Here is a 14159-nt window from a genome sequence, read left to right as displayed (position 1 = left end):
AAGGGCGAGTCGATGAGAAAGCGGGTGAAGAAATTGACGGCGCCGGGCGCCTCAGACTAACAATGCAACCCCTGCGTCGCTGCGCTCCGACTGCCTGTCCGAATGATCGTGGAACAGGTGTCCGGATCAGCGTGGGCTGAGTGTCCGAATGGCGTGGAATCCGCAGTACGGTCGAGTACGAGTGGAGCCTGTGGATCAAGCAGTTCGAAGCCCTGCTCAAGCGCCTGTACTGGGCCAGCGCAGTGGTGCACCTGGAAACCGAGTTGAACGGAACGCACACCTTTCGCTGGGAGTCGGACAACGGTTTTCACAGCCCACAGGAAGGTGAGTTGCGCGTGCGCTGTGCGTGGGAGCGTGAGGGTGGTTTGCGCGGCTAACCCAAGGGTTTAACGCAACTATTGCTCCAGCGCATCCAGCCATTCTTTCGGTACGTCGCGTTTCAGCGCCAGTTGGCATTGTTGGCTTTCTGCATCAAAAACAATCACCGCCTGGCCTTTGCTCAGCGCGTGGCGTACGCGTTCAATACGCGTGTGCAGCGGTGTTTCGTCGCCGTTGTCGGTGCCGTCGCGGGTGACGAAATCTTCGATCAGGCGGGTCAGGGTGTCAGCTTCGAGCAGGTGATAGGGGATCAGCACGGTATGGCCTCCAGAGCGCAGCGCCGATGCTAACGCGCACAGGGCTGGCTGGCCATGTTTGCTTCAGGCTATTGGCTGGCTGGAACGGTTGGCTGCAGGTAGGTTTCCAGGGTGCTGTAGAGCTTGCTGCTGTCCAGCGGCTTACCGAGGAAGTCATTCATTCCGGACTCGGCGCCATGCTGGCGGTGTTCTTCGAGGATGTGTGCGGTGAGCGCGATGATCGGCACCGCTGGCAGCTTGCATTTGCGCTCCAGGCGGCGAATCTGCCGGGTGGCTTCAAAGCCATCCATTTCTGGCATTTCGCAGTCCATCAGGATCAGTTGTGTGGCACTCGGGTCGCGCTGGTACTCATTCAGGGCTGCCAAGCCGTTGGCCACCACGCGCACGTTATAACCGCGCTTCTTCAAGAAGCCCTGTACCACTAACTGGTTAACCGGGTTGTCTTCAGCTACCAAGATGCACGGTGTGCTGGCGGAATCGCAGCGTGGTGTGATGGGTGGCGTGATTTCGCTTATGCGTGGTTCTTCGTAGAGTTCCTGTAGCGCAGCGCGTAAGGCGTTGATGGCCAGCGGTTGCGTCAGGCCATATAGGCGTAGGCCCGGGGCGTAGGGTAGTTGCTGCTTCTGATCTGGCGCGCATAGCAGTAGGACGCGCTGGCCTGGCTTTAACAGCGGTTGAAGAGAGTCCAACCAGTGCTGGCTACTTCCAGGCCAGGGTGACATCAGTACCAGCAACGGAGGCGCCGCAAAATCCTCCAGGTAGCCGAGCAGGTTTTCGGGATTTTGGCAGCGCTCGGTGCGCATACCCCAGCGCCCAAGCAGGCGGCTTAGCGCATCCAGGCCAAGGCCGTCGAGGGAGGTTAGTAACGCTGTTCGACCCTTGAGCAGTTCGTGCAGTGGGTCAATGGTGGGTATGTCATCGGGTAGCGGAATATCGAAGGCGAAGCGGGTGCCTTGACCTGGCGTACTCTGTACTTCGATACGTCCGCCCATCATCTCCACCAACTCTTTACTAATGGCCAGTCCCAGGCCGCTGCCGCCGTAACGGCGTGTGGTGCTGGAGTCACCCTGGGCAAATGACTCGAACAGCTGGGTCAGCGCCTGGTCAGTGATGCCGATGCCGCTATCACTGATGGCGAACACCAGGTGTGGGTTGCCTTGGGAGTCATTGCGTAGGCAAACATTCAGTGCCACGTGGCCTTCGGCGGTAAATTTCAGGGCATTGCTGAGCAGGTTCATCAGCACTTGCTTGAGGCGGGTTGGGTCGCCATTGAGACGACGCGGCACGCCATTTTCCAGGCTTACATAGAGACGTAGACGCTTATCCAGCGCCTGTCCGGTAAACAGGCTCAGGGTGTCGGAAATCAGGTCTTCCAGGTCGAACTCGATATGTTCCAGGCTGAGTTTTCCGGATTCGATGCGCGCGTAATCGAGGATGTCGTTGATCACGGCCATCAGTGAGCTGCCGGAGCTGGCGATGGTGTCGACATAGAACCGCTGACTGCGGTCTAACGAGGTTTCTTTGAGCAGTTGCAGCATGCCCAATACGCCATTAAGCGGGGTGCGGATCTCGTGGCTCATCTTGGCCAGGAAGCGGCTTTTGGCCTGGTTTTCGATTTCGGCTTGCTCGGCGGCGCGGCGTGACTGGAAGCCTTCCTCCTTGAGCATATTGATACGGTCTGCCAAGCCGATGGACAGAGTAATCAGTTCAATGGTCACGCCGATTTTGACCACCGTCGCGCCATACAAACCAAACAGTTCGACACCCAGCGAGCCCGTGGTGGCGATGATGAACGAGGCGAGCAAGATGCTCCAGGCGAGGATGTAATAAGAACCGTAGCGCAACCCCTGGCGCCATACATAGGCACCGCAGAGCAGCAGCACCAGCGACACCGCCAGTACGGTCAGGCTGGCCAGGATGTTCCAGGCTTGCAGGCCAATCAACGGCACCGACACCAGGCAACCGCCCACCAGCAACATAAACAGACGCAGGCCGAGGTCTAGGCGCGGAAAGTATTGCGCGGTGTGCAGGAAGTGGCGGCTGAACTGGGTGGCCGTCAGGCAGTGGATGTACATGAGGATGTAGATGCTCACCGACTGCAGGCCGACATGCTCGGGTAACAGCTTGAACAGCATGCCGTCGAAGCTGGCGGCAAACAGGCCAATATTCAGGTTGTACACCAGGTACCAGAAATAGGCCGACTCGCGCAGCGAGATAAAAAGGAACAGGTTGTAGCAGAACATTGCAAACAGCACGCCGTAGAAGGCACCACTGATGCCCATGAGGTTTTCCTGGGCGGCGGCACTGGCTTGGTAGGTGCTGAAGAGCAGCGGAATAAAGATCGTACTGGTGGTTTCAACGCGCAGCAGCAGGGTGCTTTCGCCGGGTGCCAGTTCTAGCGGAAACCAAAAGTTACGCACCTGCACCGGGCGCTGGGAGAAGGCATAGCGATCACCGCTTTCCTGCATGTACCGCTGGCCATCGGGGGCTAGCAAAAAGATCTGCAGGTGATCGAGCAGCGGGTAGTTGACTTCCAAGTAGCCGGGCAGGTTTTGCGCCAGCCGATTATCCAGTCGTACCTTGAACCACCAGGCCGAAGCATTTTTACCGAGGTTGGCGTGCGGGCCCTTTACCGCAGTAAAGTTTTCGTCGGGCAGGGCACTGACCTGCTCGATGCTCAGATCGCCCTTGGGGTCTTCCAGATAGGCCATGGATGGCCCCAGTGACAGGCGTAGGTCGTGACTGTCTAGCACTGCAGGCAGCAGTGCCCATGCCGGCCCACAGAGCCAGAAGAGCACCACCGCCAGCCATATACGAGGCATCCACTGTCCTCATTATTATTATCGGGGCCTGGTTCGGCTCCGTGTCGTGCCATCACTTTGCCCGTATGCGCGTCGCCCTTCAAGCATCCTGATCGCGAGGGCGCCACAGGCTGTCGACAGTCGGCACGCGGGTGTCACTTTCCATCTGCGCATCGTGTTCCAGTTGGTGGCTGAAGCGCTCAAGCGAACCCTGCGCCGGCTGGGCATCGCTGGCAAATACCGGTGGGCTGAGCAGGTAGGCGGCGAGTAGGCGGCTAAGGGCCTTGAGGCTGTCGATATGCGTGCGCTCGTAGCCGTGAGTGGCGTCGCAGCCAAAGGCCAGTAGCGCGGTGCGGATATCGTGGCCGGCGGTAACCGCTGATTGCGCATCGCTGTGATAGTAACGGAACAGATCGCGGCGCACCGGCACCTCATTTTCCTCGGCCAGGCGCAGCAATTGCCGTGACAGGTGATAGTCATAAGGTCCGCCGGAATCCTGCATCGCCACGCTGACGGTGTGCTCGCTGGACTGCTGGCCCGGCGCGACCGGGGCGATATCGATGCCAACAAACTCGCTGACATCCCAGGGCAGGGCGGCGGCGGCTCCCGAGCCGACTTCCTCGGTGATGGTGAATAGTGGGTGACAGTCGATTTCCGGCTCGATGCCACTTTCCTTAATGGCCTTGAGTGCGGTGAGCAGGGCGGCGACGCCGGCTTTGTCATCCAGGTGGCGGGCGCTGATATGGCCGCTTTCGGTGAACTCCGGCAGTGGGTCGAAGGCGACGAAATCACCCACCGAGATGCCTAGCGATTCACAGTCGGCACGGGTACTGCAGTAAGCATCCAGACGCAACTCGACATGGTCCCAACTGATCGGCAGTTGATCCACGGCGGTGTTGAAGGCGTGCCCGGAGGCCATCAGCGGCAGCACGCTGCCGCGAATCACGCCGTGATCGGTAAACACGCTGACGCGGCTGCCCTCGGCAAAACGGCTGGACCAGCAGCCGACCGCGGCCAAGCCCAGGCGGCCGTTGTCTTGCAGTTCGCGGACGATCGCGCCAATGGTGTCCAGGTGCGCTGATACAGCTCGGTCCGGGCTGCTCTGTTTGCCTTTGAGGGTGCCGCGGATTGTGCCGCGCCGGGTCATCTCGAACGGAATGCCGATCTCTTCCAGGCGCTCGGCGACGTAACGCACGATAGTGTCGGTAAAGCCGGTGGGGCTGGGAATGGCGAGCATTTCCAGCAGCACCTTTTGCAGGTAATCGAGGTCGGGTTCGGGGAGCTGTTGCATACAAGGTCTCCTGGCGAAAATTGTCTGGGCGGCCAGCCCTGCGTAATCCTTGGCGCAACCGGGTGAGTCTTGACCCGGTCTGCGCCGTACATTGCGGTTCTGATGAGGCTTTAACCCACCTGGCTGAGGGGGAATAACAGGTCGATAAAGCGCTCAGCAGTTGGCTGTGGTTGATGATTGGCCAGGCCGGCGCGCTCGTTGGCTTCGATAAACACGTAGTCGGGTTGATCGGCGGCCGGCACCAGCAGGTCAAGACCCACCACGGGGATGTCCAGTGCGCGGGCTGCTCGTACCGCTGCATCGGCCAGCACCGGATGAAGGATCTGGGTGACGTCCTCCAGGCTGCCGCCGGTGTGCAGATTGGCGGTCTTGCGTACGGCCAGGCGCTGGCCCGCCGGTAGCACGCTGTCGTAATCGACCCCAGCGGCATGCAGGGTGCGCAGGGTTTCGGCATCCCTGGGGATGCGGCTTTCGCCTTCGGTGGCAGCTTGTCGGCGGCGGCTTTGGGCGTCGATCAGGGCACCGATGCTGTGTTGACCATCGCCGACCACTTCGGCCGGCCGGCGAATAGCGGCGGCCACCACAGCAAAGCCGATCACTAGAATGCGCAGGTCGCAGCCTGGGTGAAAGCTTTCCAACAGCACGCGGCTGTCGAAGGTGCTAGCGCGCTCGATCGCATCCTGCACGTCCAGTGGCGTGCGCAGGTCTACTGCAACGCCCTGGCCCTGTTCACCATCCACTGGCTTGACCACCACACTGCCATGCTCGGCGAGGAATACGGCGTTCTCTTCGGCGTTACCAGCCAGGCGCTGAGCTGGCAGGTGCAGCCCAGCTTGGGCCAAGGCGCGGTGAGTCAGGCGTTTGTCCTGGCAGAGGGTCATGCTGACTGCGCTGGTCAGGCCGGTCAGTGATTCGCGGCAGCGAATGCGCCTGCCGCCGTGGCTCAGGGTAAACAAACCCGCATCGGCGTCGTCCACCTGCACGTCGATACCACGGCGCAGGGCTTCATCGACAATGATCCGTGCGTAGGGATTCATCGGCGTATGCGGGCCAGGGCCGATAAACAGTGCTTCGTTGATGCCGTTTTTGCGCTTGATGCTGAAGGTCTGCAACTCGCGAAAGCCCAGCTTGGCGTAAAGCCCTTTGGCCTGATCGTTGTCGTGCAGCACGGACAGGTCCAGGTGGCTTAGGCCTCGGCTCATAAAGTGTTCAACCAGATGGCGAACCAGTACCTCACCGACACCGGGCCGGCTGCAGCGCGGGTCGACTGCCAGGCACCACAGGCTGCTGCCGTTGTCCGGGTCTTGGTAGGCCTTGTGGTGATTGAGGCCCATCACGCTGCCGATCACGGCGCCGCTGTCTTCATCTTCGGCCAGCCAGTACACCGGCCCCCCCAGGTGGCGCGGGGTGAGTTTGGCCGGGTCGATTGGCAGCATGCCGCGCAATTGGTACAGGGTGTTGATCGCCTGCCAGTCGTTGGCATTTTGCGCGCGGCGAATGCGAAAGCCGCGAAAGCTACGGCGTGCCTGGCGGTAGTCGCTGAACCACAAGCGCAGGGTATCCGAGGGGTCAAGAAATAACTGTTGCTGAGCCTGCGCCAGTACCTGGTGAGGGGCGGCGACATACAGAGCGATATCCCGCTCGCCAGGCTGCTCGGTCAGCAGGTCGCCAGCCAGGGCGGCAGCGTCTGGGTAGGTGTGGCCGATCAGCAGGCGGCCCCAGCCACAATGCACGGCTTTTGGTTGGCCCATCTCGCTGTCGGGTTCTTCGGCGAAACGCGCCTGCAGGCGTTCGTAAGACGGTGTCTGACCGCGGAGCAGGCGTTGGTTAAAGGCAGTGGCACGCATTGGAAGGCATCCTTTGCTGGCTGCGCACCCCGGCACCGGCCGGGGTATTCAGGGAAACGGGCAAATGAGCAGCCTTACAGGCCGTGCTCATTCAGCCAGAGGTTGAGCGCGGCCATCTGCCACAACTTGGAGCCGCGCAGCGGGGTCAGCTGGCCGTGCGGGTCCGTCAGCAACCGGTCGAGCATGGCGGGGTTAAACAGCCCGCGATCCTGGCTGGGGTCCAGCAGCAGGTCGCGCACCCAACCGAGGGTGGCGCCCTCCAGATGCTTGAGGCCCGGTACCGGAAAGTAGCCTTTAGGCCGGTCGATGACCTCGCTGGGGATCACCTGGCGTGCAGCTTCCTTGAGTACGTGTTTGCCGCCATCGGGCAGCTTGAAGCGTCCCGGAATCCGCGCGGACAGCTCGGCCAGGCGGTAGTCGAGGAACGGGGTGCGGGCTTCCAGGCCCCAGGCCATGGTCATGTTGTCGACGCGTTTGACCGGGTCATCGACCAGCATCACCGTGCTGTCGAGGCGCAGCGCTTTATCCACCGCAGCGATTGCGCCGGGTTGGGCGAAGTGTTCGCGAACGAAGTCGCCCGCCGCATCACCGGTTAGCCAGGCCGGCTGCACGCAGGCGGCGTATTCGTCGTAGTCGCGGTCGAAGAAGGCGGCGCGGTAAGCGGCAAACGCATCCTCAGCTTGATCCACCTGCGGGTACCAGTGGTAGCCGGCGAACAGTTCATCGGCACCCTGGCCGCTTTGCACCACCTTGCAGTGCTTGGCCACTTCACGCGACAGCAAGTAGAAGGCGATGCAGTCGTGACTGACCATCGGCTCGCTCATGGCGCGGAAAGCGGCGGGCAGCTGGTCGAGAATCTTGTGCTCACCGATGCGCAGCTGATGGTGTTGAGTATTGAAGCGTTCGGCGATCAGGTCGGAATACTGGAATTCGTCGCCGCGCTCACCACCGGCATCCTGAAAACCGATGGAGAAGGTCGAGAGGTTTTCCACCCCAGCCTCACGCAGCAGGCCGACCAGCATGCTTGAATCAACCCCGCCCGACAGCAGCACGCCGACATCCACAGCGGCGCGTTGACGAATCGACACCGCTTCACGCATGCCGTCGAGCACGCACTCTTTCCACTCGTCCAAGCCAAAGCTGATTTCATCACGCTGCGGGCCGAACGTTAGGTTCCACCAGGTGTGCTGCTCGCAGTTACCTTCGGCGTCGATGCGCATCCAGGTGGCGGGCGGCAGCTTCTCTACGCCTGCGAGCAGGGTGCGCGGCGCAGGCACTACGGCGTGGAAGTTCAGGTAATGGTTGAGCGCGATGGGGTCGAGAGTTTTGCCGATATCACCACCGGCCATAAGTGCCGGTAGGCTGGAGGCGAAACGCAGGCGCTGGCTGGTGCGCGACAAATACAGCGGCTTTACCCCGAGACGGTCGCGGGCAATAAACAGTTGTTGGGTGTCGCGCTCCCAGATGGCAAAGGCGAACATGCCATTGAGCTTGGGCAGCAGGTCTGTGCCCCAGGCGTGATAGCCCTTGAGCAGCACCTCGGTGTCACCGCCGGAGAAGAAGCGATAGCCCAGCGCTTTCAGCTCATCACGCAGTTCCGGGTAGTTGTAGATGGCGCCGTTGAAGACCATGGACAGGCCCAGATCGCTGTCGATCATCGGTTGGCCTGAGGCTTCGGCGAGATCCATGATCTTCAGCCGACGATGGCCAAGGGCAAGCGGTCCTTGGCTGTGGAAGCCGTGCGCGTCGGGGCCGCGCGGGGCTAGGTGATGGGTGATCCGCTCGACTGCAGCCAGGTCGGCTGGTCGTTGATCAAAGCGTAGTTCTCCAGCTATTCCGCACATAGTTTTCCTTACCGGTATTGCCGTTGGGGAGTGGTTTGGCTCAGCAAACCTTTTACACCAAAACAAAATAATGCTTTGATGTCAAAGTTTTATATCGAATTAAAAGGCTTATATGTCGGATAAAAAGGTTTCTACTGAAATAGATTTGTCATCTACTTCTGCGTTTGAATTACCCCTTTTTCAGGCGCTGCGGCGCTTGCAGCAGGCGGGTGAAGTGCACGCCAAGCGCCTCGGCCGTTTTGGTGGGCTGACGCCAATGCAACTGATGATTTTGCAGGTCTTGGCAGGCGAGAAACGCCTGACGGCCAGCGACCTCAGTGGCCGCGTCAGCCTGACGGCGGCAACCCTGTCGGGCATGCTCGATCGGTTGGAGGAGCGCGGGTTGTTACAGCGTCAACGTGATGATCAAGACCGGCGCAAGCAATGGCTGCTGCTCAGCGAGCCCGGCCGGGCGTTGCTGCAACAAGCGCCGAGCTTGTTGCCGCCGGAGTTCGTCGAGCGGTTTGCCGGGCTGCAGGAATGGGAGCGCCACAGCCTGACCGCCGCGCTGTTACGTGCGGCGCAGCTGTGTGAGGAGATGGAATAGCGACGCCGCGCGCAACAGGTGCGCGCGGCCTTGAACGGCTCAGCGTTTGGCGCTGGTCTTGGGCTGCTTATAAAGATCCAGCAGCACCTGGTCGAGTATCGACGAAGCGCCCCACGGCCGTGGGTCGTTGAGAATCGCCACCACCGCCCAGCTGTTGCCGTTGCTGTCGCGGCTAAAGCCCGCGATGGCGCGCACGTTGTTCAGCGTACCGGTCTTGATTCGCGCCTCGCCCACCAATGGCGTGCGGTGCAGGCGTTTGCGCATGGTGCCGTCCATCGCCACCAGTGGCAGCGAGGCCATAAACTCGGCCGCATAAGGGCTCTTCCAGGCGGCCTGTAGCAGGGTGGCCATTTCCCGCGCGCTGACTCGCTCGGCGCGCGAAAGTCCCGAACCATTCTCCATCACCAGGTGCGGTGCCGTGATGCCTTTACGCGCCAGCCAACTACGGATGACCCGTTGCGCCGCCTTGCTGTCGTCCGCGTCGGCGGCGTTGCGGAACTGCGCGCCCAGGCTAAGGAACAGCTGCCGGGCCATGGTGTTGTTACTGTACTTGTTGATGTCGCGGATGATCTCGGTCAAGTCCGGTGAGTAAGCGCGGGCCAGTAGGCGGGCTTTCTCCGGCACCGGGGCGAGGCGGTCCTTGCCCATGATGCTGCCACCCAGCTCTTGCCAGATGGCGCGGATCGCGCCGGCGGCGTAGCTCGGGTGGTCGAGCAACGACAGGTAGGTTTGCGAGCTACAGCCCTCGGCCAGCTTGCCGCTGACAATCACCGTGGTGCCGTCGAACTCGGTCACGGGGTTGTAGCGCACATCCGGCCAGCCTGGGCATTTGGCGGCGGGCAGGGCTTTGACCTGGTTGTCGATACGGATATCGGCAATGGGCGGTTCGGCGGCGATATGCACCTTGCCGCCTTCGGTGCGGGCGATAAAACGCAGCGCTTTAAGGTTGACCAGCAGTGAGTCGGGCGTCACCAGAAAGGGCTTGTAGGCGTCGCCGCCGTCATCATTAAAGCTGGGCAGCTGCGGTTGCACGAAGTGGCTGCGGTCGAGCACCAGGTCACCGTTAACCTGATGCACGCCGTTGGCACGCAGGTCGCGCAGCAGCAGCCAGAGCTTTTCCATGTTGAGCTTGGGGTCACCGCCGCCCTTGAGGTACAGGTTGCCGTTGAGCACGCCATTTTTCAGTTGGCCGTCGGTGAAAAATTCGGTTTTCCATTGATGGGTTGGGCCGAGCAGTTCGAGCGCCGCGTAGGTGGTCACCAGCTTCATGGTCGATGCCGGGTTAACGGAAATATCGGCATTGAAAAAACTGCTGCTGCCGGGACCATTGAGCGGGATGGTCACTACGGACAGGGATTGGCTGCTGATTTTGTTAACTTTTAACGATTGTTGAACCTTGTTTGATAAACCGTTGTTGGCGGCTGCAAGCGGAAAACAAATAGGCAGTAGCAGGCCGGCGATGGCCAGGCGACGCAGGGTTTTGATCATGGGCGGCGACCCTCCAGCTGAGGGAAAAGATGACGCGAGAGATGTAAAGAGGTCCCATCGCGGGTTGGGATCAGGTTGGCAATTATGCCTCAAGAGCAGGCCTGCGCAGTGGCAGTAATTGCCGCGCCAGGGGGCTTTTCTGCAGGCTGCATGATGACCTGTCGTCTTTGAGACGGGCGTGCAGGCGGCGAAACTGCTAGAGTGCCGCGCGTTATCACTTTTGAGGATTGTTCCATGGCTACTAACCGTTCCCGCCGTCTGCGCAAAAAACTCTGCGTGGATGAATTCCAGGAGCTGGGTTTTGAGCTGAACCTGACCTTCAAGGAAGATCTGGCTGATGCAGCCATCGATACTTTCCTTGAAGATTTTCTGCGTGACGCCATGACCGCTAACGGTCTTGGCTATGTCGGTGGCGATGACTTCGGTCTGGTCTGCCTGGCTAAGCGTGGCTCGGTCAACGAAGAGCAGCGCGCTGCCGTTGAAGCCTGGCTCAAAGGCCGTGACGAGCTGGTGGAGTTCACTGTCAGCCCGCTGCTTGATGTCTGGTACCCAGACAATCAGCTGAATCAGGCCTGATGCTCTAAGCGGGGCATGCCTCACGCATGCCCCGTTGCTGTTCTCTACGCAAGACTTCCGCTAGCCGTCCAGGCCAGCCTTGGCCAGCAATGCGGCCTCATCGATCGGGTCAATTTGCTCGCGCCGGACAAAGCGCTCGGCGTACTGCAAATAGACTTTTTCCCGCACAAATAGGCTGAACAGTTCAGCGTCAATGTGCGCGGCCTTACACATACCCGCCATGATGTTCAGTGACTCAGACAGCAACTTGCCTTTCTTGTAAGGCCGGTCGGCTGCCGTCAGGGCTTCAAAAATATCGGCAATCGCCATCATCCTCGCAGGCAGGCTCATGTCCTCGCGCTTAAGGCGTTTGGGGTAGCCGGTGCCGTCCATTTTCTCGTGGTGACCACCGGCAATTTCGGCGACGTTGGCCAGGTGCGGGGGGAAGGGCAGGTGGTTGAGCATGCGGATGGTCTGCACCATATGGCCGTTGATGATGAAACGCTCTTCTTCGGTCAGCGTGCCACGGCCAATGCTCAGGTTATAAAGCTCACCACGGTTGTGCTTATAGGTCGGGACGTCCAGCTTGAACCCCCAGGGGTTATCGTCAGCGATCCGTTCACTGTCCGGGCGCTCAAACAGGTGCTCAGGCTTGTCGCTTAGCAGTGTTTCCTGCACAGGCAAGGCGGGCGGCGGGGTGCGTGACTGGCGCTGGTTTTCTTCCCAGGAAACCCCCAAGCGATCATCCAGTGTGCGCATCCAGGTGCGCGTAGCAATGCGGCGTAAACGCTCCAGGTCAGCCTCGGCCATTGCCTCGCCCCCCAGGTTGCAGTGGGCAATAAAGGCGAACTCATCATCCAGCGTGGCCAGCAGTTCATCGCGCACTTGCTCCAGAGCGTGCGCATCACCGCCCTGGCTCAGGCTTTGCCAGTAGCTGATCCAGGCGTCACGTTTGAGCACTTCGAAGCGCATGCGCACTTCATGCAGACGGTCGCACAGGGTTTCCAGTTTGGTGGCTTTGTCCACCACGTACTCGGGGATGGTGACTTTGCCACAGTCATGCAGCCAGGCGGCGATATGCAGGGCTTCCCATTCTTCCTCGCTGGGCCGGTAGCCATGGAACGGAGCCTCATCGCTGGCTGCCGCCGCGCGGGCGAGCATCAGGGTAATTTCCGGCACGCGCTGGCAGTGGCCCCCGGTGTAGGGGCTCTTGGCGTCGATGGCGCCGGCGATCAGCTGAATAAAGGCGTCGAGGAGTTTTTTCTGTTGATCCAGCAGGCGCTGGCTCTCGATACACAGGGCGGCTACGCCGGACACCGCTTCGACGTAGGCAATGCGCTCTGGGCGCAGCATGGCCAGGTCGGCTTCGTCGCCGCTGTCGCGGTGCAGCAGCACAAGTACTCCGAGGGTCTGGCCCTGGCGGTTATGCAGGCCGGTGCAGACCAAGTGCACGCGCGGGCTGTCGAGGCTGTGCAGCAGGCTCTGGAAGCCCTTAGCCTGCTCGAAACCGAGCTCCACGATGACACTGGGGCCACCCGCTGCTGTCTGGGCGAGCCAGCCGGGTAGGTCTGGATCGTCCTGCGCAAAGGCGGCTATGTGGTGGGCATCGAGGCTGTGGTGCTGCTCGTCAATAATTAAATGATGGGGCTCCAGGCGCCCGCTCTGGCTGTCGAACAGATAAAGCAGGCCGCCACTGGCGTCACTGAGTTTGACGGTTTCACGCAACACGCGGCGCAGCAGGGCATCGAAGCGGGTTTCCGCCGACAGTGTGGCGGCAATTTCAAGGAAGCTGGAAATGGTCTCCTTCATGCTCGCCATCGACACGGCCAGTTGATTGACTTCTTTGACCATGGAGCGCGCACTGGCCGGGTAGGTGAAGTTGAAACTGCGGATGGCTTCAGCTTCATCCACCAGCAGGCGCAGCGGTTTGACCAGAATAGTGGAGAGCAGCCAGCCAATTGGAATGCACAGCAATAGGATGCCAAACGTCAGTATCGCGCCCTGCCAGCGGATTCGGTAAGCATCCGCCAGCAGTTCGTTTTCCGGTACCAGCAAAGCCAGGCGCAGGCCTTGTGGGCCACCTTCATCGAACTGACTGTAGGCGACTTGCCAGCGCTGCTCGCCCAGTTGCACGCCATCTTGGCGGCCCTGAGCCAGGCCAAGGCTGAGAAACTCGGCCAGCACTGGGCTGAGATCCTTAGCCTGAGCCAGTTGCAGTGTGTCCCCAGACACGACTAGGCGTGAGCTGTCTGGGTAGGCGACGGCGCTGCCGTCGGGGCTGTACAGCACCACCTCGGTGGAGGGCGTAATTTTGTGCGAAGACAGTGTGGCGGAAAGATCGGCGAGGGTCAGGTCAGCCGCCACGACTGTGGTCTCGCTGCTCTTGCGGGCGATGGTGGTACCGATCTCTCCGGTGGAGAAGAAGGCATAGGGCGCCGTGCTGAAATGCCCCTGACTCTGCATGGCGCCTTGGTACCAGGGGCGGCTGCGCGGATCGAATGTTTCCTTGAGGTTCTGCCGTCGGCTGATGGGTTGCAGCTGCGCATCGAAGAACAGGTATTCGGATTCCAGCCGTTGTTCGCTGATGCGGTCAATGCTCCACACCTGGTACGCCGCATTAGTCGGGGCGTAGAAGATTTTCCGCAGCTGTTCACTGCGCAGCGGCCGCACCATGAAATAAGCACCATCGCCATAGCCCACATAGATCGATGCCAGTTTCGGGTTATCACGCAGCGCTTGGGCGAAGATCGGCAGCATGATCATGCGTTCATGACGATCACGACCATTGACCTGCTCATTACGCGCCAGCAGGTTGATCATGAATTGAATTGGTTGGTAGGTATTGCGCAAATCCGCTTGTACTTCTTTGCGCATCTGGCTGAACAGCTGGTCACTGCTGCTGAGAATGATGTTGCTGGTTTGCTGGTAGTTGAAAACCCCCAGCACGGCCCCTGAGCTCAGCAGCAGCAGGCTGAACAGCACGCTGATATGGAAATGCAGCGGAAAACGGCGTTCTTTGAGGCGTGGCGTCGGCTGCATGTCACACGTCCTTAAATGCATAACCAAGGGGCAAAGCATAGTGAACGCAGGCGGGCTTTGCTTGGCCCATTGG

At 60.5% G+C, this 14159-nt stretch carries 9 protein-coding genes and 1 pseudogene; 3 read left to right on the top strand and 7 right to left on the bottom strand.

What is annotated here, in order from left to right; translation table 11 throughout:
• Nucleotides 1-170: 170 nt before the first annotated feature.
• A pseudogene (locus tag N1078_RS13390) lies at nt 171-377 on the top strand (hypothetical protein); the annotation flags it as partial.
• Between the two features lie 18 nt (nt 378-395).
• On the opposite strand, the gene N1078_RS13385 reads toward N1078_RS13390, so the two are convergent.
• The 5 genes from N1078_RS13385 to N1078_RS13365 all read right to left on the bottom strand — a co-directional run bounded on the left by N1078_RS13385 (nt 396) and on the right by N1078_RS13365 (nt 8418).
• The gene (locus N1078_RS13385; protein WP_274088666.1) at nt 396-635 is read right to left on the bottom strand and encodes a YheU family protein; all 240 of its coding nucleotides are present in this window, start codon (nt 633-635) and stop codon (nt 396-398) included.
• Between the two features lie 68 nt (nt 636-703).
• Nucleotides 704-3457, bottom strand: coding sequence for a hybrid sensor histidine kinase/response regulator (locus N1078_RS13380; protein WP_274088665.1), 2754 nt, complete (start codon nt 3455-3457; stop codon nt 704-706).
• 79 nt (nt 3458-3536) lie between these two features.
• Nucleotides 3537-4727: an osmoprotectant NAGGN system M42 family peptidase gene (locus N1078_RS13375; protein ID WP_274088664.1), complete on the bottom strand. Its 1191-nt coding sequence runs from the start codon at nt 4725-4727 to the stop codon at nt 3537-3539.
• A 110-nt stretch (nt 4728-4837) separates the two neighbouring features.
• On the bottom strand, nt 4838-6574 hold the full coding sequence (gene ngg / locus N1078_RS13370) for an N-acetylglutaminylglutamine synthetase (RefSeq protein ID WP_274088663.1): 1737 nt from the start codon (nt 6572-6574) through the stop codon (nt 4838-4840).
• 74 nt (nt 6575-6648) lie between these two features.
• Nucleotides 6649-8418 (bottom strand): N-acetylglutaminylglutamine amidotransferase, encoded by a 1770-nt coding sequence (locus N1078_RS13365; protein ID WP_274088662.1) that lies wholly within the window; start codon nt 8416-8418, stop codon nt 6649-6651.
• 112 nt (nt 8419-8530) lie between these two features.
• Between N1078_RS13365 and N1078_RS13360 the strand changes: the two genes are divergently transcribed.
• On the top strand, nt 8531-9004 hold the full coding sequence (locus N1078_RS13360; protein ID WP_274088661.1) for a MarR family winged helix-turn-helix transcriptional regulator: 474 nt from the start codon (nt 8531-8533) through the stop codon (nt 9002-9004).
• Between the two features lie 39 nt (nt 9005-9043).
• Here the strand turns inward: N1078_RS13360 and dacB are convergent, their stop codons facing one another.
• Entirely contained in the window at nt 9044-10492 is a 1449-nt protein-coding gene (gene dacB, locus N1078_RS13355; protein ID WP_274088660.1) for a D-alanyl-D-alanine carboxypeptidase/D-alanyl-D-alanine endopeptidase, read from the bottom strand.
• A 234-nt stretch (nt 10493-10726) separates the two neighbouring features.
• Between dacB and N1078_RS13350 the strand changes: the two genes are divergently transcribed.
• On the top strand, nt 10727-11068 hold the full coding sequence (locus tag N1078_RS13350) for a YggL family protein (RefSeq protein WP_274088659.1): 342 nt from the start codon (nt 10727-10729) through the stop codon (nt 11066-11068).
• A gap of 60 nt (nt 11069-11128) precedes the next feature.
• On the opposite strand, the gene N1078_RS13345 is transcribed toward N1078_RS13350, so the two are convergent.
• Nucleotides 11129-14086 (bottom strand): HD domain-containing phosphohydrolase, encoded by a 2958-nt coding sequence (locus N1078_RS13345; RefSeq protein WP_274088658.1) that lies wholly within the window; start codon nt 14084-14086, stop codon nt 11129-11131.
• Between the last annotated feature and the right edge of the window lie 73 nt (nt 14087-14159).

The sequence above is a fragment of the Pseudomonas sp. MIL19 genome (genome assembly GCF_028680365.1).
GTDB classification, from domain to species: Bacteria; Pseudomonadota; Gammaproteobacteria; order Pseudomonadales; family Pseudomonadaceae; genus Aquipseudomonas; species Aquipseudomonas spirodelae.
The sequence above is the reverse complement of the archived record's forward strand: the minus strand, read 5'-3'. Positions and strand labels throughout refer to the sequence as shown.